General features: G+C 63.0%; 18 protein-coding genes and 1 pseudogene. 7 read left to right on the top strand and 12 right to left on the bottom strand.

The features are described from left to right. The first annotated feature begins 95 nt into the window (after positions 1 to 95). Entirely contained in the window at positions 96 to 473 is a 378-nt protein-coding gene (locus CXQ81_RS16150; protein WP_101337795.1) for a hypothetical protein, read from the top strand. Positions 474 to 573: 100 nt separating this feature from the next. Here CXQ81_RS16150 and CXQ81_RS16145 read toward each other — a convergent pair whose 3' ends face one another. Both CXQ81_RS16145 and CXQ81_RS16140 read right to left on the bottom strand, forming a co-directional pair. Beyond that, the gene (locus CXQ81_RS16145) at positions 574 to 1,806 is read right to left on the bottom strand and encodes an NADH:flavin oxidoreductase/NADH oxidase family protein (RefSeq protein WP_101337794.1); all 1,233 of its coding nucleotides are present in this window, start codon (positions 1,804 to 1,806) and stop codon (positions 574 to 576) included. Positions 1,807 to 1,905: 99 nt separating this feature from the next. Beyond that, the gene (locus tag CXQ81_RS16140; protein WP_101337793.1) at positions 1,906 to 2,985 is read right to left on the bottom strand and encodes a trans-acting enoyl reductase family protein; all 1,080 of its coding nucleotides are present in this window, start codon (positions 2,983 to 2,985) and stop codon (positions 1,906 to 1,908) included. A 190-nt stretch (positions 2,986 to 3,175) separates the two neighbouring features. On the opposite strand from CXQ81_RS16140, the gene CXQ81_RS16135 reads away from it, so the two are divergent. Further along, positions 3,176 to 3,979 (top strand): type 1 glutamine amidotransferase domain-containing protein, encoded by an 804-nt coding sequence (locus tag CXQ81_RS16135; RefSeq protein WP_101339426.1) that lies wholly within the window; start codon positions 3,176 to 3,178, stop codon positions 3,977 to 3,979. A 52-nt stretch (positions 3,980 to 4,031) separates the two neighbouring features. Further along, positions 4,032 to 4,297, top strand: a pseudogene (locus CXQ81_RS31215) (acetoacetate decarboxylase (ADC)); the annotation flags it as partial. Between the two features lie 57 nt (positions 4,298 to 4,354). Here CXQ81_RS31215 and CXQ81_RS16130 read toward each other — a convergent pair. Next, positions 4,355 to 4,804: a MerR family transcriptional regulator gene (locus tag CXQ81_RS16130; protein WP_101339425.1), complete on the bottom strand. Its 450-nt coding sequence runs from the start codon at positions 4,802 to 4,804 to the stop codon at positions 4,355 to 4,357. A gap of 247 nt (positions 4,805 to 5,051) precedes the next feature. On the opposite strand from CXQ81_RS16130, the gene CXQ81_RS16125 reads away from it, so the two are divergent. Genes CXQ81_RS16125 through CXQ81_RS16115 form a run of 3 tightly spaced genes read left to right on the top strand, consistent with a single transcriptional unit; the run spans position 5,052 to position 10,536 of the window. Further along, positions 5,052 to 6,296 (top strand): exonuclease SbcCD subunit D C-terminal domain-containing protein, encoded by a 1,245-nt coding sequence (locus tag CXQ81_RS16125; protein ID WP_062825713.1) that lies wholly within the window; start codon positions 5,052 to 5,054, stop codon positions 6,294 to 6,296. Continuing rightward, complete coding sequence (locus CXQ81_RS16120; protein ID WP_101337792.1) at positions 6,293 to 9,934, top strand: AAA family ATPase; 3,642 nt, start codon at positions 6,293 to 6,295, stop codon at positions 9,932 to 9,934. The genes CXQ81_RS16125 and CXQ81_RS16120 overlap by 4 nt, the downstream gene beginning before the upstream one ends. Then, positions 9,931 to 10,536 carry a glutathione S-transferase gene (locus CXQ81_RS16115; RefSeq protein WP_101337791.1) on the top strand — a complete coding sequence of 202 codons (606 nt, stop codon included), beginning with the start codon at positions 9,931 to 9,933 and terminating at the stop codon, positions 10,534 to 10,536. Before CXQ81_RS16120 ends, CXQ81_RS16115 begins: the two co-directional genes overlap by 4 nt. A 111-nt stretch (positions 10,537 to 10,647) precedes the next feature. Here the strand turns inward: CXQ81_RS16115 and CXQ81_RS16110 are convergent, their stop codons facing one another. The 8 genes from CXQ81_RS16110 to CXQ81_RS16080 form a co-directional block, all read right to left on the bottom strand. Then, a complete protein-coding gene (locus tag CXQ81_RS16110) occupies positions 10,648 to 10,905 on the bottom strand; it encodes a hypothetical protein (protein WP_009043616.1) in 258 nt (85 codons plus the stop codon). Then, positions 10,902 to 11,108 carry a hypothetical protein gene (locus CXQ81_RS16105; RefSeq protein WP_007923224.1) on the bottom strand — a complete coding sequence of 69 codons (207 nt, stop codon included), beginning with the start codon at positions 11,106 to 11,108 and terminating at the stop codon, positions 10,902 to 10,904. Before CXQ81_RS16105 ends, CXQ81_RS16110 begins: the two co-directional genes overlap by 4 nt. Before the next feature lie 115 nt (positions 11,109 to 11,223). Then, positions 11,224 to 11,349: a hypothetical protein gene (locus CXQ81_RS31500; RefSeq protein ID WP_007923222.1), complete on the bottom strand. Its 126-nt coding sequence runs from the start codon at positions 11,347 to 11,349 to the stop codon at positions 11,224 to 11,226. A 212-nt stretch (positions 11,350 to 11,561) separates the two neighbouring features. Continuing rightward, positions 11,562 to 11,741: a hypothetical protein gene (locus tag CXQ81_RS16100; protein WP_007923220.1), complete on the bottom strand. Its 180-nt coding sequence runs from the start codon at positions 11,739 to 11,741 to the stop codon at positions 11,562 to 11,564. Positions 11,742 to 11,908: 167 nt separating this feature from the next. Further along, positions 11,909 to 13,081 carry a lactonase family protein gene (locus CXQ81_RS16095; RefSeq protein WP_101337790.1) on the bottom strand — a complete coding sequence of 391 codons (1,173 nt, stop codon included), beginning with the start codon at positions 13,079 to 13,081 and terminating at the stop codon, positions 11,909 to 11,911. Further along, positions 13,068 to 13,361, bottom strand: a complete 294-nt coding sequence (locus CXQ81_RS16090) for a DUF5629 family protein (RefSeq protein ID WP_016704661.1) — start codon at positions 13,359 to 13,361, stop codon at positions 13,068 to 13,070. Before CXQ81_RS16090 ends, CXQ81_RS16095 begins: the two co-directional genes overlap by 14 nt. Before the next feature lie 264 nt (positions 13,362 to 13,625). Beyond that, positions 13,626 to 16,001, bottom strand: coding sequence for an RND family transporter (locus CXQ81_RS16085; RefSeq protein WP_009043611.1), 2,376 nt, complete (start codon positions 15,999 to 16,001; stop codon positions 13,626 to 13,628). Between the two features lie 47 nt (positions 16,002 to 16,048). Continuing rightward, positions 16,049 to 17,098 (bottom strand): YCF48-related protein, encoded by a 1,050-nt coding sequence (locus tag CXQ81_RS16080; RefSeq protein WP_007923215.1) that lies wholly within the window; start codon positions 17,096 to 17,098, stop codon positions 16,049 to 16,051. Positions 17,099 to 17,492: 394 nt separating this feature from the next. Between CXQ81_RS16080 and CXQ81_RS16075 the strand changes: the two genes are divergently transcribed. Beyond that, positions 17,493 to 19,127 (top strand): SulP family inorganic anion transporter, encoded by a 1,635-nt coding sequence (locus CXQ81_RS16075; RefSeq protein WP_009043609.1) that lies wholly within the window; start codon positions 17,493 to 17,495, stop codon positions 19,125 to 19,127. Positions 19,128 to 19,271: 144 nt separating this feature from the next. On the opposite strand, the gene pepN is transcribed toward CXQ81_RS16075, so the two are convergent. Next, a complete protein-coding gene (gene pepN / locus CXQ81_RS16070) occupies positions 19,272 to 21,929 on the bottom strand; it encodes an aminopeptidase N (RefSeq protein WP_101337789.1) in 2,658 nt (885 codons plus the stop codon).

Genomic DNA, 21,929 nt, shown 5'->3' with positions numbered 1-21,929 from the left:
CGATTCCCACCTCCATTTCAGAATTTTCCCCTTCCCCAGCACGGGCCGAGAGTGAGCTAATTCCCACTCTCCTCCGTCGAGGCAGGCCACGAATTTTGATCATCACCTCCAGCGCCCGATTTCTGCTTGTCACCCATTTGAGGGGCAGCGCCTTCCAGCCAGCCGACCTCCTGCGAGAGCGGCTGAACTCGATTCTTGACCGAGAGCTGAACGCGAATTGCCAGTTGTTGTTTTGCAATGCCGAGCAAACTGAGTTGGGGTGGCTGATTCAGTCGAGCCAGCCCTATCGTGTGTTAGATGCCAGCCTGTCCCGACTGGCCTCAGCCGACTGCCTGGCCCTGCGCACTACCGGATTGCGCCTGGAGCGCTTCGAACTGTTCGAGCAATATGAACAACGTGGGCTGGGTGCCGCATGGCGGGAGTGCAGGAATCTGCTTGAAAGGATGTATTTGCTACTGCTGGCGCGGGTGTGAGCGGGACTGACAGCCTGCGTTCGGCCAAAAGCAGACGCTGTCAGTCACTCGCCAAAGTGGATTTCACCCTTGAGCCTTTGCGGTTGAAATGGGCATCGAATCACGCCGAACGCTGTTCTATCCACCGCCGGTATTGGCGAGTGCGACAGGCATTGGCGAGCTGTTGCAAGAGCAGCGCGCGTAACGGTGACACGCCTGGATAGGGCTTTTTGTCCTGGCTGAGTTTGCGCAGCTGAAACTTGACGACCGCCATGTTGGCCAAGGACGCGATGGCCTTGTTTTTCCAGGTGATCGGTGGCAATTGCGGTGCATTGTCTTTACCCAGAAGCCAATCACGCGGCAGGTAGGGATCGATGGCCAGGGCCGTTCCGATACCGACCATGTCCACGCCACTCTTGACGACCATTTCGGCAATGGGACGCCGGCGTACGCCACCGGTGACCATCACCGGCATCCTGGCGACGGTCTGGATGTCACGGGCAAACTCGACGAAATAGGCCTCACGCGCCAGAGTGCGACCATCGCGCGCCTCGCCTTGCATGGCCGGCACTTCGTAGCTGCCACCGGATAACTCGACCAGATCCACACCCAGGTCGTTGAGCAGCTCAACCACCTTTTTCGCGTCATCGGCGGTGAATCCGCCACGTTGGAAATCGGCCGAGTTGAGTTTGACCGCCACCGCAAAGCCTGGGGAAACCACGGCCCGTACCGCCGTGACAATCTCAAGCAGCAGGCGTGCCCGGTTTTCCAGGGAGCCGCCCCACTCGTCCGTTCTCTGATTGGTCAGCGGCGACAGGAACTGGCTCAACAGATAGCCATGGGCCGCGTGGATTTCCACGCCGGTGAAACCGGCCTCTTCACCGAGGCGCGCAGCCCGTGCGAAGCGCTGGATAACCTCTTCGATCACGCTGGGGGTCATCGCGTGGGGCGTGGCGAAGTGCTTGGACATTTTGCCCAGGTTCAGCGGTATGGCTGACGGTGCCCAGGTCTTCTGCCCAAGGCTTGCCCGCATCTGGCGGCCGGGATGATTGATCTGCAGCCAGAACTGCGCACCGCCGGATCGACCGATCCGTGCCCAGCGCCTGAACTTGTCCAGTTGCTGGTCATCCTGCAGCACCACGCCGCCCGGCCCGGTCATGGCGCGGCCATCGACCATCACGTTGCCTGTGATTATCAGCCCGGCGCCACCATCGGCCCACGCCTGATACAGGCGCATCAGTTCTTCGGAGGGCGCCTGGTCGGCGTCCGCCATGTTCTCTTCCATGGCGGCTTTGGCGACGCGGTTCTTGATGGTCGAACCATTGGGGAGCATCAGGGTGTCGAACACATTCATGGGCAGTCCCTCATTTGACTGGGGCCAGCCTAAGTTTGAAGTGAACTTGAAGGTCAATAGCTTTTTTCAACTTCATCCGACAGTTTCATCGGACACCACCTATTCGATGTTCAAGGCGCCCGATCCTGGCAAGCGCGTCACCAGATCGGCGCCCAGCAACCTCGCAGGCGTGTAGGCACCGCCAGCCGGGCGCGCCTGTAACAGGTAGTCGACCACCGTCAGCGCACCGTAGACCGTCAGACTGTAGACATTGGTGGTGTGCACGCGCGCCACCTTGCAATCGCCGCGAGCGTTACGGGCTTCGCCCCAGACATAGGTGCCCTGATCGGCGCGCTTTTCGTCATCCGGGCCGATCACGGTCTTGCCGATGTGTGCCTTGAGCCGCTTCTGCACGAACGACAAGCCCAGCAGCGGGCGAATGAAGTTGGCGAACCTGGCGCCGCGAATCATGCCGGCGGAGCCCGGCACGAACACCTCGATATTGGCAATGCCGGTGGTGTGATAGGCCGTGGAAACGTCCCCCCAAGGAATGCTCATGGCAAGCTTCTCTCCAGCGCCAAAGTCGATACGACGCACCCGATAGGCCAAGGGTACAGACACGATTTTCCCCTCGCGACGTACCTTGCCGCCCTGGGCCAGGCCTTCGATCGAAGTCTTGGCGGTGCCCGGCGACAAGCTGGAGCGCGAATCGAACCCCAAGGCCAGGTGCGTTGCATCCGGCAGCGCGGCCTTGAGTGCGGCGGCGACGCAGTCGGTGGGGATCACGTCGAAGCCGACGCCGGGGCACATCACCACGCCCGCCGCTTGCGCACGCTCATGCAGGGACTGGGCATGCTCGAACACGGCGATCTCGCCAGTGATGTCCAGGTAGTGCGAATGGGCCCGCAGGCAAGCGTCCATCATTGGTGCGGCGGTCGCCGAAAACGGCCCCGCGCAATGCAGAACCAAGCCAAGCCCCTTGATCTGTGCCAGCAGTCGCACCTCGTCATCCAGCCCGAAAATACGTGCCTCAAGCCCCAGCTCCCGGGCCAAGGGTTCGATCCTGCCGCGGCTGCGCCCCGCCAGCACCGGCCTGAGCCCACGCTTGACGGCTTCGCGGGCGATCAGCTCGCCGGTATACCCGTAGGCGCCATAGATCATCCATTTCATCTGCGTCACGGGGTGGTCTTGCTGGCTCATGCTGTGGCTCCTGACTGGATGGTTAAGTGCGCTCTTGCCCAATCGGCGCCAGACGCTAACGTTGAAGTCAGGTTTAGAGTCAAGCAGAAGCGCGCCAGCGCCAATGGAAGCTTTTTGGAAATGTGGGTATTGACCTTAAAGCATGGTTTAAGGTGAGCATGACTGGCACTGCATGACAGTCGGAGCCCGGATGATGTTGAAGACCCTTGTTTCTTGTGCGTTGGTATTGATAGGCGGTGTATTCATGACTTTTGCAAATGCTGAAACCAACCCTTCCACTGCAATGCCGAAGGATCGCCAGATACTGGTGATCATGACCAACCACGCCAGCTATCCCTCACGCACCGACACCACGGGGCTGTGGTTGACCGAGCTGACGCATTTCACGGATGTCGTCGAGGCCGCCGGTTATACGACGGTTTTTGCCAGCCCCAAGGGCGGAGCGGTTCCACTGGACGAGCGCAGCCTCGGTTGGCTCTATATGGACAAGGCCGCCCGTGAGCATTTGCAGTCACCGGCGTTTCGCGCTCGCCTGAACAACACGATACCGATCGCCGACATCGATCCCTCCCGGTTCAGCGTCATCTATTTCACGGGGGGCCACGGCGTCATGTGGGACTTTCCCGAAAACCCGGACCTGCGTCGTGTCGCCGAAAAGATCTACAACCAGGGCGGCATCGTCTCAGCCGTCTGCCATGGCGTGGCGGGACTGGTGGATCTCAAGGATGAGCAAGGCCAGGCACTGATCAAGAACAGGAACATCACCGGTTTCTCAAATCGCGAAGAGCTGCTTTCGGGCATGAAGAACCAGGTTCCCTTCTTCCTCGAGGACAGGCTGGTCGGCCAGGGTGCGCGTTACCGCAAGGCCTGGTTGCCATTCACCCCATTTGCCATCACCGATGGACGCCTGGTGACGGGGCAGAACCCTCAGTCACCCAGGGCCGTGGCTGAAGCCGTGATGGCCTTGCTCTCGGCGGGCAATAAAACTCGCTGAGCCATTGCAAACGGCACGCTGAAAACCAACGAAAAAAGCCAGCTCACGGCACTTGACCTTAAAGTTCAGTGCCGAGCTTGCCAGGGTTCGCGGCGTTGTCGGTTATAACCTGCCGAAATGGCTGACGGGCATTGACCGAAAAGAAGAGGCTACCTCGGTGGTCTATGACATTACCGACAGCCAGACCGGCCAGGTGGACGTGTCCTTCACCGCGAAGAAGCTCAATTTGGGAAAATGCTGAAGTACGAATATGTGCCAGCGTTCCAAAGCGCGCTCTACGCGCCAAAACCACTCGTTACCCTGGTTGGCATGCACTGATCAAAGGATCATGGCTTTTTAAGCCTGTCAGGCCTTATCAGCCTGACAGGTTGCGTATTACTTGGAAGACGCACCATTACGGCGGCCTGAAGCGGGCGCCACCCCCTCTTCGCGCAGACGATGCAATAACAACTGCGTGTTGTCCGCACAGCCCATGCCCTCGGGCTTACTCTCGACACCCTCGATCACAAGCAGTAGCTGGGCTTTATTCTGGGCCAGCCGTTGCTGGAGGATTTCGATTTCCTCGACCTTGCGCTTGAGCCCACTCAGCAACTCTTCATGCCGCCATCCGTTGGCATTCATCGGCAGTAACTGGCGGATCTCCTCCAGCGAAAAACCTGCCGCCTGTGCCCCGGTGATGATCTCCAGGACCCACTCGGTGTCAGGTGCGTAGTCCCGATACCCATTGGCTTTGCGCTCGACGGATCTGATCAGGCCTCTCGCTTCGTAGAAGCGGATGCGTGAAGGCGCCAATCCGCTGATTTTCGCCAGTTCGCCAATTCTCATATTCCCACCCAAAAAAACATTGACCTTGAAGTTGACTTTAAACCTAAAGTTATTTGGCGACCAAGCAGCGCAAGCGTCGCCCCATGACTCAAGAGCTATCTTGCCGAACGCCAACTTTTGACTATCGCCAAACGGCACCGCTATTCGGCATCCAACCAAACCCCCCACCCCATTTGCCAGTAAACTCTCCCCCCTCACGCCGCTCTCCTCTTCCCTGCGGCTCACCTGATTGTTTGCGGAGTTTGCCTTGCGTCTGTTTCACACCTCCGACTGGCACCTGGGGCAGAACCTCCATGGCCAGGAGCGCGATTTCGAGCATGCCTGCTTTCTTGAATGGCTGTTGCGTCAGCTGGCGCTGCACAGCCCTGATGTGCTGCTGATCGCTGGCGATATCTTCGACACGGTCAACCCGCCGGTCAAAGCTCAGGAGCGGCTGTATGACTTTATTGTCAGCGCCCATGAACAGCAGCCCGGCCTGACCATTGTGATGATCGCCGGCAACCATGACTCAGGTTCGCGCATCGAGTTGCCGGCGCCTTTGATGCGGCGTCTGCGCACCCATGCCCTGGGCCGGGTGCTGTGGCTGGATGATGGGCAGTTGGACAGCGAGCGTCTGTTGCTGCCGTTGCCGGATGCCAGCGGCGCGATTGCCGGTTGGTGCCTGGCGCTGCCGTTCCTGCGGCCGGCGGAAGTCACGGGGCCGCACCTGGGCGACGATTACCTGCGGGGCATCGGCCAGGTGCATGAATGGCTGATCGCCGCGGCCAACGCCAAGCGCCAGCCGGGCCAGGCGCTGGTCGCCATCAGCCACGCGCATATGGCCGGTGGCTCGGTATCGGAAGACTCCGAGCGCAGCCTGATCATCGGCAACGCCGAGGCCCTGCCCGCCAGTCTGTTCGGCCCCAGCATCAGTTACGTGGCCCTGGGGCATTTGCACAAGCCGCAGAAGGTCAATGGCGAGGAGCGCATCCGCTACAGCGGCTCACCGATTCCGCTGTCGTTCTCCGAGATCGGCTACCAGCACCAGATCCTCGATATCCAGCTCGACGGCGAGACCCTGGTCAGCGTCGAGCCGCGGCTGATCCCGCGGGCGGTCAACCTGCAACGCCTGGGCCCGGCGCCGCTGGCGGAGATCCTGCTGCAACTGGCCGAGTTGCCGGACATCGACCTGCTGGCCGAAGAACAGCGCCAGCCCTGGCTGGAAGTGCGGGTGCGCCTGGACGAGCCGCAGCCGGACCTGCGCCAGCAAGTGGAAAGCGCCCTGCAGGGCAAGGCCGTGCGCCTGGTGCGCATAGCCGCCGAATACGCCGGCCATGGTGGCCGCGAGGGCGACGACGGCGCCGCGCAACTGGTGGAGCTGGACCAGCTCAGCCCGCAGGACCTGTTCAGCCGCGCCTGGCTGGACAGCTACGGCAGCGAGGTGGACGAACAGACCCTCAAGGACTTCGCGCAACTGCTCCAGGAAGTGCAGCACGAGGAGGAGCAGCCATGAAGATTCTTGCCATCCGCCTGAAGAACCTGGCCTCCCTGGCCGGCCCCTTTGAAATCGACTTCACCGCCGAGCCCCTGGCCAGCGCCGGGCTGTTCGCCATTACCGGGCCCACCGGCGCAGGCAAGAGCACCCTGCTCGACGCCCTGTGCCTGGCGCTGTTCGGCGCGGTGCCGCGGCTGAACAATATCGGCCGCGAAACCAAGGTGCCGGAGGTCGACAGCGAAATGCTCACCAGCGACCCGCGCACCCTGCTGCGCCGTGGCACCGGCAGCGGCTACGCCGAGGTCGACTTCGTCGGCATCGACGGCCATCGCTACCGCGCCCGCTGGGAAACCAACCGAGCCCGGGACAAGGCCAACGGCAAGCTGCAGGCCAGCAAGCAGAGCCTGCACGACCTGGACAGCAACCAACTGTTGGCCAGCCAGAAGCGCGACTACGAGCAATTGATCGAAGCCAAGCTGGGGCTCAACTTCGAGCAGTTCACCCGCGCGGTGATGCTGGCCCAGAGCGAGTTCAGCGCCTTTCTCAAGGCCGATGACAAGGAACGCAGCGAGCTGCTGGAAAAGCTCACCAACACCTCGATCTACAGCCAGCTCGGGCGGCGCGCCTACAGCAAAAGCAAGGACGCCGAGGAACAGCACAAGACCCTCAAGGCCCAGGCCAGCGGCATCACCCCGCTGGAGCCCGAGGCCCGCGCCGAACTGGACCAGCGCTTCGATGCCGCCCAGCAGCAGCTCAAGGCCCAGCAGGCGCAGCTCAAGCAGCTGGAGCTGCAACACGGCTGGCTCAAGGAATTGCAGCAGTTGCAAGACCAGCAGCAGAGCGCCGCCGAGCAACTGCAACAGGCGCAAATGGCCTGGGAAGGCCTGGCCAGCGAACGGACCCGGCTGACCCACCTGGAGCAGCTGGCGCCGCAACGCCATCAGTTCGCCCGGCAGGTGGAACTGAACCAGCAACTGACGCCGTTGCGCGAACAGATCCAGCAACAGCGTCAGCAACAAGGCGCAGAGCAACAACGCCAAAGCGAACTGGAGCAACAACTGAGCACGGCCAAGGCCGCGCTGCTCGGCGCCCAGGAACAGCAAAACACCAGCGCGCCGCTGCTGCGCGAGGCCTTTGCCGAGCAAAGCACCCTCGCCCACCTGGGCAAGACCTGCGGTGAAGCCGGCGCACTCAAGGACAAGCTGCAACTGGCCAGCGAGCAAGGCCAGCAGGCGATCCAGGCCATGCTCGAACAGCAGCGCCTGGTGGGCGAACGCTTGCAGCGGATTGCCGAACAGTTGGAGCACAGCACCCATCTGGCGCCGCTGAGCGATGCCTGGAACGCCTACCGCGATCGCCTGCAACAGCTGATGCTGGCCGGCAACCGGCTGAACAAGGGCCAGGAAGAACTGCCCGGCCTGCAACAACGGGCCGCCAGCGCCGCGCAGCAACTGGCCGCGCAACGCGATGAACTGCAAGTGCTGTACAGCGAAGCCGGCGCCGAGCCCCACGCGGTGGCCGAACAGTTGCAGATCCTCAGTGACCTGCTGCAAGACAACCGCAAGCAACAGCGCGCCTTCGAAGAACTGGCGCGGCTGTGGGCCAGCCAACAGGAATTGGACAAACGCGGCGCGGAACTGGCGGACAAACTGCAGGCCGCGGCGCGCGAGCGCGAAGAGCTGAACCGGATCGGCCTGCAGAGCAAGGCGGAACTCACGGTCGCCGAACAGACCCTGACGGTGACCCAGCAACTGCTGGAGCGCCAGCGCCTGGCGCGCAGTGCCAGTGTCGAAGAGCTGCGCGAGCAGTTGCAGGACGATCAGCCCTGCCCGGTCTGCGGCAGCCACGAGCATCCCTACCATCAGCCCGAGGCACTGCTGCAGAGCCTGGGGCGCCACGACGAAAGCGAAGAAGCCAACGCGCGCAAGGCGGTGGATGAACTCAAGGAAAAACTCGCCGAGCTGCGCAGCCAGGTCGGCGGCCTGATCGCCCAGCAGAAGGAATTCCTCCAGCAACAGGAGCACCTGGCAAGCCAGCAGCAGGCCCTGACGCCAAGTATCGAAGCCCATCCGTTGTCGGCGGCGCTGCTCGACCAGGATGCCGGCAAGCGCGATGCCTGGCTGAACCAGCAACTGAGCCAGTTGAACCAGAGCATCCAGCAGGACGAACAGCGCCAAGGCGCCCTGCTGAAACTGCAAAAGGACGCTGGGCGCCTGCAACAGCAACTGCAAGCAGCGATCGAAGCCAGCCACGAGGCCACGCACCACCTGACCCAGCAGCAACAACAGCTGGGCGCGGACCGTCAGCGCCTGGAAGAAGAGCTGTCGGCCTTCGCCACCCTGCTGCCGGCCGATACCCTCGAAGCCCTGCGCAACGACCCGGCCGCGACGTTCATGCAGATCGACCAGCAGGTCATGCAGCGCCTGGAACAGCTCGACCAGCAGAAGGAAGAAGCGCAAGAGCAGCAACAGCGCCAGCTGGCCCTGGACAAGGAACAGGACCGCCAGCAGACCCGCGCGCAGCAACTGCAAGCCGCCCAGGAGCAATTCAATGCCCTGGCCGAGCAACAGCAAGCCGCCCACAACAAGCTCGCGCAACTGCTGGGCGAACACAGCAGTGCCGAGCAGTGGCAGCAGCATCTGGAACAGGCCGTGGAACAGGCGCGCGCCGCCGAGGTGCTGGCCAACCAGCAGTTGCAGGAAGTCCGCCGCCTGCTGGTGCAGCTAGGCGCGGAACTGCAAGGCAAGGAGGAGCGCCTGCTGGCCCTGGAAGCCGAGCAGCAGGAACTGGGCAGCAAGATCGCCGACTGGCGCCAGCAGCACCCGGAGCTGGACGACGGCGCGCTGGAGCAATTGCTCAGTCTCGACGACCAGCAGGTCGCCGCGCTGCGCCAGCAGTTGCAAGAGCGCGAAAAGGCGGTGGAACAGGCCAAGGTCCTGGTCACCGAACGCGAGCAGCGCCTGCACAGCCATCAGGCCCAGCACGACGGCCAGCTCGACGCCGAACAGCTGGCCAGTGCCCTGGGCGAGCTGCACAACCAGCTGGCCGCCAGCGAACAGCTGAGCGCCGAACTGCGCGCCCAGCAGACCGAGGACCAGCGTCGGCAAGACGCCAACCAGGCGCTGGGCGAACAGATCGCCCAGGCCTACAGCGAATGGCAGCGCTGGGCGCGGCTCAATGCCTTGATCGGTTCGGCCAGCGGCGACACCTTCCGCAAGATCGCCCAGGCCTACAACCTCGATCTGCTGGTGCATCACGCCAACGCGCAACTGCGCCAACTGGTGCGGCGCTATCGCCTCAAGCGCGGCGGCAGCATGCTCGGCCTGCTGGTGATGGACACGGAAATGGGCGATGAACTGCGCTCGGTGCATTCGCTGTCCGGCGGCGAGACCTTCCTGGTGTCCCTGGCGCTGGCCCTGGGCCTGGCGTCCATGGCTTCCAGCACGCTGAAGATCGAATCGCTGTTTATCGACGAAGGCTTCGGCAGCCTCGATCCGGAATCCCTGCAACTGGCGATGGACGCCCTCGACGGCTTGCAGGCCCAGGGGCGCAAGGTGGCGGTGATTTCCCACGTGCAGGAAATGCACGAACGGATCCCGGTACAGATCCAGGTACGGCGCCAGGGCAACGGCCTGAGTACCCTGGAGGTGAAATGAATACGTTGTATTCGTTCCGCCGCTGCCCCTACGCCATGCGTGCGCGCCTCGCGCTGCGCTACAGCGGGGTGCCGCTGGAGATCGTCGAAGTCAGCCTCAAGGCCAAGCCGGCGGCGATGCTGGCGCTGTCGCCCAAGGGCACGGTGCCGGTACTCAGCGTTGACGGCCGGGTGATCGACGAAAGCCTGGACATCATGCGCTGGGCCCTGGCCCAGCACGATCCGCAGGACTGGCTCTTGAAGGACGATGGGCCGGCGCAGCACCGGATCGACGCGCTGATCGCGGAAAACGACCAGATGTTCAAGCTGCACCTCAATCGCTACAAATACGCCGAGCGTTATCCCGAGCAGCCGATGGAGCATTACCGCGGCCAGGGAGAAGTATTTCTACAGCAGTTGGATGGACTGTTGAGCCAGCGCGATTACCTGCTGGCGGATCATCCAAGCCTGGCGGACATGGCCCTGGCGCCGTTCGTGCGGCAGTTCGCCCATGTCGACCGCGAGTGGTTTGCGCAGACGCCTTACCGGCATTTGCAGCGCTGGTTGCAGCGGTTCCTGGAGTCGGAGCTGTTCACCCAGGTGATGGCCAAACCGCCCTTGTAGCCGCTGCCGAAGGCTGCGATCGACCGGAACGGGCGTAGCGATCTCCCGACCGCAGGAGGTCCTTCGGACCTATCGCAGCCTGCGGCAGCGGCTACAGGGTTGTTCCTCGAATCAGGCCAGCACACTGCACATCTGCAACGCCGAGCAATCGACGCTGAACGGGCCGAAGAACGCGGCCTTGGGTTTGGCTGGCGGGTTGCCGGCCAACAGGCCCAGGGCCTTGGCGGTTTCGATGTTGTGGGCGATGTTGTGATTGCATTCGATGGCCCGGGCCAGCGAGCCCGCCGAGCCCTGCCCTATCCCCAGCAAGGACGCGCCATTGGTCATGAACGCCAGGACGGCAATGACCCAGAACCTGCGCCCTTTCATAGCAGCGCCACTCCCGCATCCGCAGGGTGTTCGGCGGCTTGCGCGCGGTGCTCGAACTGGATGGCCGGGTAAGCGACCTGGATCGGCGGCTGCACTGCCGACGGGGTCTGGGCCGAGAGGCTGACCAGGAGGACCATGGCCAGGTACAGGCCAATGGCGACATAGGCGCCGCGCTTGGCAGAGGTGAGGATCGAGTGGGCCATGGTGGTCTCCGTGGGCATATTTGCGTGCCCACAGAATCCGTTAAAAGCGCCCGCCGCAGAAACAACCTCGGTGCATAGTCACCATCAGTTGGATTGATCGTGAATCCGCGGCCAATCAATCCTCAAGCAGGGTCAGCATGCGCTCGCGGGAGGTTTCCGGCTCGCCTTCGACGGGCTGGGCAGCCGAAAGAATCGGGGTGGAATAAAGGAACAGAAGAACCACTGCCAGACGCATCGCCATGCTGTCGATCCTTGGAAAGGAGGAGTCAATTAATTAGCGTCAAATTTAAACATATGGCGATATGACATTACCAAGCTAATTTGCCTGGCAAGAGGGAAAACGTCGCATACAGGTGATGCAGGAGCGACATCACTGCCGGTCCGCTGGATGAACGAGTCCATCCAGGGAAGCCAGTGACTTCGCTCCTGCATACCTGGGCGTTGCGGGGAATTTCAGTGTTGGATCTTGTGATCCAGCGCGGCGTAGAAGTTGGCGCTCTGTTGCAGGTATTTCTGGGTGTAGGTGTTGGTCGCGGATTTTTTCTCGCTGATTTCCACGTTGGCGCTGGCTGGCAGGGCCACGGTAGCGGAGATGGCGGAAGCGGCGATCACGGAGAAGAGATTGAAGTTCATTGGGTAACCCTCGTATGCAGTCGGCTTGTTTGCCCGGAAGCCTTGATGCGCCGGGCCGTGAAGCAAAACTACGCCCGAGGGTTGGCGGGTTGAAATCTTTTCCAGCAGTAGCAGATATCAGCGTCATTAATAGAAAGGCTCAGGCCCCGTCAACCGGGGCCTGTGGCTTATTGACGCACCAGGAACTTGATATCGCTGGGTGAATCGAACGGCAGTTTCTGCACGGTCTTACCGAGGAAACCGGTCTTGGCGTCGCGCTCGATCACCACGATTTCGTTGCTCTTCTGGTTGCCGATCAGCACGTACTTGTTGCTCGGATCGAGGCTGAACTCACGAGGGTGATCGCCCTCCACCGAACGGCGCTGGATCTCCTTGAGCTGGCCGGTGGCTTCGTCGATGGCGAACACCAGCAACTGATTGGCCGTGCCGCGGTTGCTCACGTACAGGTACTTGCCGTCTTTCGAGGCATGCAGCGCGCCCGCCGCCTTCTTGTCCTTGCCACCACTGGTCAAGTCGAGGATCTGTTTCTGGCTCAGCTTGCCGTCCTGGTAATCGAACATCACCACCTGGGCGCTCATTTCCAGGGTCAGGTAGGCGTGCTTGCCATCGGCGCTGAACAGCAGGTGGCGTGGGCCGCTGCCCGGCGGCAGCTCGACGAACGCCGGCTCGGCCGCGGTCAGGGGGCGTTCGACGTTGGCCTTGGGGTCGTAGCGGTAGACGAAGATCTTGTCCGCGCCCAGGTCGCTGGCGAACACGAACTGGCCGTCCGGCGACGACACCACCGAATGCACGTGGGCCGCCACCTGGCGCTCGGGGTTGACCCGGCTGCCTGGGTGGCTGCTGAGCTGGACCACCGGCGACAGCTTGCCATCGGCGCTGACCGGCACTACCGCGAGGCTGCCGCCCGGATCTTCGACCACCGAATAGTTGCTGACGAACAGGTAGCGGCCATCGCCGCTCAGGCTCGAATGCGTCGGCTCGTTGCCCAGGCTCTGCACCTGGTTGATCGGGTTCAGCTTGTGGCCCTTGGCTTCGATGCCGAAGCTGCTGACCCGGCCGATCGGGTCGGCTTGCCCCGGCCCGTTCTCGTTGACCACGAACAGCTGCTTCTGGTCCTTGGACAGGGTCAGCCAGGACGGGTTGGCGCTCTTGACCACCTGCAGCGGCTTGGCGTCGATCTTGCCGGTGCGGCCATCGAACTTGAGGCGGTAGATGCCTTCGCTCTGGCCCTGGGTGTAGGAACCGACCAGCAGTTCCTGGGTCTCGACCGGCGCGGCCTGCACGGCCATGGCGCCGACACTGCCAGCCATCAGCAGTGGCCAGAAGTTACGCATCCTCATGTTCATCCTCCTCATCGTTACGGGCACTGAAAGCACTCATGCACACCAGGCGGTGCTCACCGGAATCGCCGACGATGGTCCAGCTCTGCAGGGTATCGTCGAAGGTCGCGGCGTTGACCTGGGCCAGGCTGAAACTCCAGCGCTTGGCCGCGCGGCCGTCCATGCATTCGATCAGCAGCTGTTGGTCATCAAGGGTGAAGTCGAAGGCATGCAGCCCATCGATTTCCAGCATGTCGCAGGCTTGGAGGGCAGTCAGCAAAGTGTCTGTAGCGGCAGTCATGGTCGTCAGTCAGCAATGGAAAGCGGCCATGATAGCGGGTCCAGCGCGGCGCGGCTGTAGTGGCATTGCAAAGTTCGCCATCTACTGCCCCCTGTAGCCGCTGCCGCAGGCTGCGCCAGGGCCGAAGGCCCTCCTGGGCCCGGAAGACCGCTGCGACCGTGCCGGTCGATCGCAGCCTCGCGGGCTCGGCAGCGGCTACAGGCCATGGAGACGGGCAATAAAAAACCGCGACCTGGGTCGCGGTTTTGGTTGACGCCTCGAAGCTTAGTGGGCGAACAGCGAGTTGCCCTTCTGCCCCGCCAGTTTCTCCGGCTTGATCAGGAACCGCGCCAGCGCCGGCAGCAGCCACAGCGCGCCGAACATGTTCCACAGGAGCATGAAGGTCAGCATCAGGCCCATGTCGGCCTGGAACTTGATGGCCGAGAAGATCCAGGTAGCCACGCCGATGGCCAGGCACAGGCCGGTGAACAGCACCGCCTTGCCGGTGGATTTCAGGGTCTGGTAGTAGGCCTCCTGCAACGGCAGGCCGGCACGCAGGAAGCTTTCCAGGCGGCTGTAGATGTAGATCCCGTAGTCCACGCCGATCCCCACCCCGAGCGCCACCACCGGCAAGGTCGCGACCTTGACGCCGATGCCCATGAACGCCATCAGCGCGTTACCCAGCACCGAAGTCAGCACCAGCGGCAAGACGATGCACAGGGTCGCCGCCCAGGAGCGGAAGGTGATCATGCACATCACCGCCACGCAGATGTACACCAGCACCAGGATGGTCAGTTCCGAGCGCTTGATCACTTCGTTGGTGGCCGCCTCGATCCCGGCGTTACCCGCCGCCAGCAGGAACTCCAGGCCCTCCTTGTTGTGCTCCTTGGCGAACTCCTGCACCGCATGAACCGCGCGGTCGAGGGTCTCGGCCTTGTGGTCGTTGAGGAAGATCAGCACCGGCGCCAGCGAGCAGTTGTTGTTGTACAGGCCGTCGGCCCGGGCGATGGAGTTGTTCAGCACATCCGGGTTGCGCGACAGGGTTTCCCATTTCAGGTTGCCCTCGTTCATGCCCTTGATCATCTGCTTGGACACGGTCACCAGGGAAATCGCCGACTGCACGCCCTCGGTGTTCTGCATCTTCCACATCAGCTCGTCGATCGGCGCCATGGCTTCGTAGCGCGAGCAGCCTTCGGAGGCGGTCTTGACCATCACCACCAGCACGTCGGAACTGGTGGAGTAGTTGTTGATGATGAAGTTGTTGTCCTTGTTGTAGCGCGAGTCCGGACGCAGCTCCGGCGCGCCCTGGTCGAGGTCGCCGATCTTCAGGTTCTGGCTGTACCAGAGGCCGCCACCGAAGGCCAGCAGGGCCAGGAAGATCGATACCGGGGCGACTTTCGGGCTGGCGAAGTTCGACAGCAGGCGCCAGAACGGGTGCTCGCGGGTGGCGTCCTTCTTGCTGCGCTCGATCGCGCGCTTGCTGATGCCGACATAGGAAATCGCCACCGGCAGCAGGATCAGGTTGGTGAACACGATCACCGCCACGCCGATGGACGCGCCGATGGCCAGTTCGCGAATCACCCCGATGTCGATGATCAACAGGGTGATGAAGCCCACGGCGTCGGCGAGGATCGCGATCATCCCCGGCAGGAACAGCTGGCGGAAGGTGCGCCGGGCCGCGGTCAGGGCGTTGTCGGCACCGCTGGATTGCAGGGCGATACCGTTGATTTTCTGCACGCCGTGGGAAATACCGATGGCGAAGATCAGGAACGGCACCAGCATCGAATAAGGATCGAGGCCAAAGCCCACGGCATGCATCAGGCCCAGCTGCCAGACCACCGCCACCAGGGTGGTGATGAGCACGGCGATGGTGCTGCGGATGCACCAGGTGAACCAGTACAGCAGCACCAGGGTGATCAGGAAGGCGACGCCGAAGAACATCACCACCATGATCAGGCCGTCGATCAGGTCGCCGACCTTCTTGGCGAAACCGACGATATGAATCTTCACATTGGGGTTCTGCGCCTCGAACTTGTCGCGGATCTTTTCCTCAAGCTCGTGGGAGAACTTCTGGTAGTCCAGGGCCAGCAGCTTGCCCTGGTCCTCCGGGTCCGGGTAGGACTCCAGCAGCGGGATGTCGACGATGCTCGACTTGAAGTCGTTGGCCACCAGGCGCCCGACCTGGCCAGACTTGAGCACGTTGTTGCGCAGCAGGTCGAGGCTGTCGGCCGAGCCATTGTAGCTCTGCGGGATCACTTCGCCGCCGGCGAAGCCTTCCTCCGTCACTTCGGTCCAGCGCACGCTGGGGCTCCACAGCGATTTCAGGCCCGAGCGGTCGACGCCGGAGATGTAGAACACCTCGTCGTGGATCTGCCGCAGCGTCTCCATGTACTCCTTGGTGAAGATGTCACCGTCCTTGGCTTCCACCGAGATGCGCACGGTATTGCCCAGGTTCGCCAGGTCGTTGCGATGTTCCATCATCTTCTCGATGAAGGGATGCTCGAGCGGGATCATTTTTTCGAAGCTGGTGGACGGTTTGATCAGCGTGGCCTGCCAGAACAGGAAAACGCTGACCAGCAGGCAGATGACGATCACTGCCGGGCGGTTGTTGAAAATCAGACGCTCGAGAAACGTCGCCTTGTCGGTTTGATGACTGCTCATGGAAGTGTTCCCGCCTTCTTATTATTGGCCCGGCTTGCTTGCCCTGATTATTTTCCGAGATCGGCGCCATTCGCCGAGGTCGAGCGCACACCGCCCTGCCCCGCCAGAATCAGGTTGCCATTGCCGGCCGCCGTCACCGCTGCCAGGGAGATCCGGTCCGGACGGTTGTAGACGCTGAAGGTCAAGCCGTTGTCGGTGCTGCGCACCACGCTGCCGCCGTTGCCGACGATCACCAGCGAGCCGTCGTCCAGCAGCGTGGCGCCAGACAGGCCGAACTCCAGGCTGCCGCGAGCCGCCTTGAGCTCGACCTGCTCCCAGGTGCTGCCGAAATCGGTAGAGCGATAGAGGTTGCCGCGCAGGCCGTAAGCCAGCAGCGTGGCGGGCTGGGCGGTGCCGATCACGCCGAAGAACGAACCTTCATAAGGGCCTTCGAGGCGTTCCCAGGTCTGCCCCCAATCGGCGGAGCGGAACATGCTGCCCTGCTCGCCGACGATGAACAGGCCGGAATCCTTCACCGCGGCGATGGCGTTGAGGTGGTACTGGTCTTCGTTGTCCAGGCGGTCGCTGGCGTCTTCCCAGTGCTTGCCGCCGTCGGTGGTGGCCAGCAGCGCGCCGTAGGCACCCACGGCAAAACCGTTGCTGGTGTCCTGGAACCACAGGTCCAGCAGCGGCGCTTCGCGCTTGAGGTCTTCGAATTGCTTGGTCCAGGTCAGGCCGCCGTCTTCGCTGGCGAGCACCTGGGCATCGTGGCCGACGGCCCAACCGTGCTGGGCGTCGACGAAGTACACCGCGGTCAGCAGCTGCCGGGTCGGTACCTTGGCCTGGGTCCAGGTCTGGCCCTGGTCGTCGGAATAGAGAATGTGCCCGCGATCGCCAACGGCGACCAGGCGCGAACCGGCATGCACGACATCGAGCATCAGCCCCTTGCTGGCCTTGGCCGATTCGGTGGAATAGACAGTGTCCGCCGCGGACGCAGCGGCCTGGACCGGGGCCGGCAACAGGGCGACCCCCAACAGCGAGAGCGCTGTAGCCAGCAACGCAAATCTGCGCAAGGCCGGCGGGCGGCAGGAACTCACACCCATGACAGGCTCACTCATAGACCTTTCCCCCATTTATTATTGTTAGGTCGTTCAACCTTTACAGGGCGCCGTTCGGGGCATGGGATCCAGGACACCGTCCTGAAACCTGCAATCTAGAGCCCCTTCGGAAGCTGACCTATCCTATCGGGCTTTAGAAACGTCTGACAATCGACGCCACGTTATCTTTTGTTAACCACCGTACCCTGCCTGGAACCTGACTGCTCAGTCGATACTGAGGCAACGTACGAAGCGTAGCTGAGGCTGGAACACCAACGCCGCGGACTGCGCCCCTCAATCCCCAAGCATCTGCAGCCGATAGCCGCGCAAAGACTGATTCAGGCCATGGGCCGCGCCCCTTGGCTTGGCTATGATTGAGCTGCGTGGTCTGCAAGCCGGACTTCAGGAGTGAGCCATGATTGCCATACGCGAGGCGTGGAAAGCCGGATTGCTGGGACGCGCGCACTGGGCCCGCAACCTGGTGTCCGGGGTGATTGTCGGCGTGGTGGCGCTGCCGTTGGCCATGGCCTTCGCCATCGCCTCCGGGGTCAAGCCTGAACAGGGGATCTACACCGCCATCGTCGGTGGCCTGCTGGTGTCGCTGTTCGGCGGCAGCCGCTTGCAGATCGCCGGGCCCACCGGGGCCTTTATCGTGATTCTGGCCGGGGTCACCGCCAAGTACGGGGTCGACGGCCTGCAACTGGCGACCATGATGGCCGGGATCATCCTGTTCCTGCTGGGCATCAGTCGCCTGGGGGCCCTGATCAAGTTCATCCCGGACCCGGTGATACTCGGCTTTACCGCCGGGATCGGGGTGATCATCTGGGTCAGCCAGTGGAAGGATTTCTTCGGCCTGCCCGCCGTCGGCGGCGAGCACTTTCACCAGAAGCTCTGGCACCTGTTGCAGGCCCTGCCCGACCTGCACCTGGCCACCACCCTGCTGGCCCTGCTCAGCCTGGCGTTGTTGTGGGGCGTGCCCAGGGTCGCGCAGCTCAAACGCCTGCCCGCGCCCCTGGTCGCCATGACCCTGGCCACGGCCCTGCAGTCACTGTTCCAATTCGACGGCGTGGCCACCATCGGCAGTGCCTTCGGCGGCATTCCCCAGGGCTTGCCGGCGCTGCAGCTGCCCGAGATCAGCCTGCCCCGGGTGCTGGATCTGATCGGCCCGGCCTTCGCCATCGCCATGCTCGGCGCCATCGAATCGCTGCTCTCGGCGGTGGTGGCCGACGGCATGGCCGGCACCCGCCACGACTCCAACCAGGAACTGATCGGCCAGGGCATCGCCAACCTGGCCACGCCGCTGTTCGGCGGATTCGCCGCCACCGGCGCGATTGCCCGCACCGCGACCAATATCCGCAACGGCGGCAGCAGCCCGCTGGCGGGCATCGTCCACGCGCTGGTCCTGGTACTGATCATCCTGTTTCTCGCGCCGCTGGCGGCCAATATCCCGCTGTGCGCCCTGGCCGCGATCCTGTTCGTGGTGGCCTACAACATGAGCGAGCTGCACCACTTCAAGCGCATGGTGCAACGGGCGCCCCGGGCGGACGTGGCGATTCTGCTGGCCACCTTTACCCTCACGGTATTCAGCGACCTGGTGATCGCGGTGAATATCGGGGTGATTCTGGCGATGCTGCATTTCCTACGGCGCATGGCCTCCTCGGTGGAGGTGCAACAGGTGGTGGAACAGGACCTGCAGCACGAGCTGCACGGCAACGGCCAGTTGCATCTGCCACCGGGCGTGCTGATCTACACCATCGAGGGGCCGCTGTTCTTTGGTGCCGCGGAGACTTTCGAACGAGCGCTGGCCCAGACCCACAGCGACCCGCGGGTGCTGATCATTCGCCTGAGACACGTGCCTTTCATGGACATCACGGGCTTGCAGATGCTGGAGGAAGTGATTGGCCAGCTGCATAAACGCGCGATTGTGGTGAAGCTGTGCGAAGCCAACCTCAAGGTCCACACCAAGCTTGAGCGGGTCGGCATCCTGCACGCCATCGGCGCGCAGAACTATCACCCTGACCTGAGCAGCGCCCTGACCACCACCCTGTAGCCGCTGCCGCAGGCTGCGAACGGCCCGCAGGGACGCAAGAGGCTGGACGGGAGATCGTCAGGCAAGCCCCTGCGGGGCTTTTCGCAGCCTCGCAGGCTCGGCAGCGGCTACAGCTGTCGAGCCTACATAGGCCCAAGCCCGGGGTCAGGCGAGGCTTTTGCTCACGACCTCAAAGACATCGCTGGACAGCTCGCCGGAAGCACGAATGCGCTCCAGCTCGCCTTTCATCAGCGCCTGGCGGGCGCTGTCGTATTTGCGCCAGCGGGTCAGCGGCGCCAGTTGTCGCGAAGCGATCTGCGGGTTGAAGCCGTTGAGCTGGATCACCAGGTCGGCCAGGAAGCGGTAGCCGGAGCCGTCCGCGGCGTGGAAGTTGATCAGGTTCTGGCCGGCGAAGGCGCCGATCAGGGCGCGTACCTTGTTCGGGTTCTTGATGTTGAACGCCGGGTGCTGCATCAGGGCCTTGACCCGCTCCAGCCCGCCCGGCAGCGTGCTGCCGGCCTGGACGCTGAACCACTGGTCCATGACCAGGGCGTTGTCCTTGAAGTGCTCGGCGAACACCGCCAGGGCCTTGGCCTTCTCGGCCTCGAACGGCGAGTTGACCAGCACCGCCAGCGCGGTCAGGCGCTCGGTCATGTTGTCGGCGGCGTCGAACTGTTCGATGGCGGCCGCCAGCACTTGCGGTTTCTCGGTGAGCATCAGGTACGACAGCGCGATGTTTTGCAGGGCGCGGCGAGCGAAGTGCGCGGACTCGGCCACATAGTCGGTACTCCGGGAGACCTCGCGATTGTCCTGGTAACGCTTCCACAGCGCGTCGAACAGGCTATCGGCCAATTGCTGGCGAGCGAACTCGCGCGCCGCGTGAATGGCCTCGACATCCGCCACTTCGCTGATTTCGGTCAGGTAGGCCTCGCCCGGCAGCGAAAGCATTTCCGCGACCATGGCCTGGTCCAGGCTGTCATCGGCCAGCAGCGTAGCCAGCGCGGTGACCAGACGCTGGTCCAGCACCAGCGCCTGGCCCTGCTGATGCTGGGCAATCAGGTCTTGCAGCACCTGCACTGCCAGTTGCTGGCCGGCGTCCCAACGGTTGAAACCGTCGCTGTCGTGCTGCATGAGGAACATCAGCTGGTCGCGGTTGTACGGGAAGCTCAGCTTCACCGGCGCCGAGAAACCGCGGAGCAAGGACGGCAATGGCTGTTCGGCGATGTCGACGAAGGTGAAGGTCTGCTCGGCTTCGGTCACCGAGATCACCCGCGAAGTGCCTTGCGCGGCGGCTTCGCCAGCCAGGCGCAGGGCAATGGCCGCGCCCTGGGAGTCCAGCAGGCCCAGCTCGACCGGAATCACGAACGGCAGTTTTTCCACCTTGTCCGGGGTTTGCGGGCAGCTCTGGCGGAAGGTCAGGCTGTAGGTCTTCGCCGCCGCGTCATAGGCCTCGCTGACCGCCAGGCGTGGGGTGCCGGCCTGGCTGTACCAGCGCTTGAACTGGCCCAGGTCGATGCCGTTGGCGTCTTCCATGGCCTTGACGAAATCGTCGCAGGTCACGGCCTGGCCGTCGTGGCGTTCGAAGTACAGGTCGCTGCCCTTGCGGAAGCCTTCGGCGCCCACCAGGGTGCGGATCATGCCGACCACTTCCGAACCCTTCTCGTACACGGTCAGGGTGTAGAAGTTGGAGATCTCGATAAAGCTTTCCGGGCGCACGGCGTGGGCCATGGGGCCGGCGTCTTCGGCGAACTGGTGGGTGCGCAGGTAGGCCACGTCCTGGATGCGCTTGACCGTGCGCGAGTTCATGTCCGAGGAGAAGCCGGCATCGCGAAATACCGTGAAGCCTTCCTTGAGCGACAGCTGGAACCAGTCGCGGCAGGTCACGCGGTTGCCCGACCAGTTGTGGAAGTATTCGTGGGCGACGATCGCCTCGACCCGCTGGTGCGCGGCGTCGGTGGCGGTTTCGGCGCGGGCCAGCACGGCGCTGGAGTTGAAGATGTTGAGGCCCTTGTTCTCCATGGCGCCCATGTTGAAGTCGTTGACCGCGACGATCATGAAGATGTCCAGGTCGTACTCACGGCCGTAGGTCTGTTCGTCCCAGCGCATGGACTTCTTCAGGCTGGTCATGGCGTGCTGGCACTTGTCGATGTTTTCCGGCTCGACGTAGATGCGCAGCGCGACTTCACGCTGGTTCATGGTGGTGAAGCTGTCCTCGACGCACCACAAATCGCCCGCCACCAGGGCGAACAGGTAGGCCGGCTTCATGAACGGGTCTTCCCAGGTCGCCCAGTGCCGGCCGTCTTCGCCCGGCCCGCTGGCGATCGGGTTGCCGTTGGACAACAGCACCGGATAGCTGTGCTGCTCGGCCACCACGGTGGTGGTGAACTTGCTCATCACATCCGGGCGGTCGAGGTAGTAGGTGATCTTGCGAAAGCCCTCGGCCTCGCACTGGGTGCAGAACATGCCGCCGGACTTGTACAGGCCTTCCAGGGCGGTGTTGCTTTCCGGGTGGATCTTGACGCTGGTGTCGACGGTGAAGGATTCACTGGTCGGCTGCAGGGTCAGGTGGTTGGCGCTCAGCTGGTAATCCGCGGCTGTCAGCTCGCGATCGCCCAGGGACACCGACAGCAGCTCCAGCTGCTGGCCGTCGAGCACCAGCGGCGGCAGGCCAGCGCCATGCGCCGGGTTACGGCGCATCACCAGTTGCGCATGGACCAGGCTGTGGTCCTCGAACAACTCGAAGGTCAGGTGCGTTTCGTCGATCAGGTACTCGGGTGCCTGATAGTCCTTCAGGTAAATCATCTTCGGTTGTTCGGTGCGCAT

The sequence above is a fragment of the Pseudomonas sp. 09C 129 genome (genome assembly GCF_002843625.1).
GTDB lineage: Bacteria > Pseudomonadota > Gammaproteobacteria > Pseudomonadales > Pseudomonadaceae > Aquipseudomonas > Aquipseudomonas chlororaphis.
The sequence above is the reverse complement of the archived record's forward strand: the minus strand, read 5'-3'. Positions and strand labels throughout refer to the sequence as shown.

Coding starts and splice junctions, on each gene's coding strand:
- CXQ81_RS16145 (WP_101337794.1), bottom strand. CDS start 1,806: ATGAATGTGTTCGACACCCTGATGCTCCCCAATGGTTCGACCATCAAG.
- CXQ81_RS16140 (WP_101337793.1), bottom strand. CDS start 2,985: ATGAGCCAGCAAGACCACCCCGTGACGCAGATGAAATGGATGATCTAT.
- CXQ81_RS16135 (WP_101339426.1), top strand. CDS start 3,176: ATGATGTTGAAGACCCTTGTTTCTTGTGCGTTGGTATTGATAGGCGGT.
- CXQ81_RS16130 (WP_101339425.1), bottom strand. CDS start 4,804: ATGAGAATTGGCGAACTGGCGAAAATCAGCGGATTGGCGCCTTCACGC.
- CXQ81_RS16120 (WP_101337792.1), top strand. CDS start 6,293: ATGAAGATTCTTGCCATCCGCCTGAAGAACCTGGCCTCCCTGGCCGGC.
- CXQ81_RS16115 (WP_101337791.1), top strand. CDS start 9,931: ATGAATACGTTGTATTCGTTCCGCCGCTGCCCCTACGCCATGCGTGCG.
- CXQ81_RS16110 (WP_009043616.1), bottom strand. CDS start 10,905: ATGAAAGGGCGCAGGTTCTGGGTCATTGCCGTCCTGGCGTTCATGACC.
- CXQ81_RS16105 (WP_007923224.1), bottom strand. CDS start 11,108: ATGGCCCACTCGATCCTCACCTCTGCCAAGCGCGGCGCCTATGTCGCC.
- CXQ81_RS31500 (WP_007923222.1), bottom strand. CDS start 11,349: ATGGCGATGCGTCTGGCAGTGGTTCTTCTGTTCCTTTATTCCACCCCG.
- CXQ81_RS16100 (WP_007923220.1), bottom strand. CDS start 11,741: ATGAACTTCAATCTCTTCTCCGTGATCGCCGCTTCCGCCATCTCCGCT.
- CXQ81_RS16095 (WP_101337790.1), bottom strand. CDS start 13,081: ATGAGGATGCGTAACTTCTGGCCACTGCTGATGGCTGGCAGTGTCGGC.
- CXQ81_RS16090 (WP_016704661.1), bottom strand. CDS start 13,361: ATGACTGCCGCTACAGACACTTTGCTGACTGCCCTCCAAGCCTGCGAC.
- CXQ81_RS16085 (WP_009043611.1), bottom strand. CDS start 16,001: ATGAGCAGTCATCAAACCGACAAGGCGACGTTTCTCGAGCGTCTGATT.
- CXQ81_RS16080 (WP_007923215.1), bottom strand. CDS start 17,098: ATGAGTGAGCCTGTCATGGGTGTGAGTTCCTGCCGCCCGCCGGCCTTG.
- CXQ81_RS16075 (WP_009043609.1), top strand. CDS start 17,493: ATGATTGCCATACGCGAGGCGTGGAAAGCCGGATTGCTGGGACGCGCG.
- pepN (WP_101337789.1), bottom strand. CDS start 21,929: ATGCGCACCGAACAACCGAAGATGATTTACCTGAAGGACTATCAGGCA.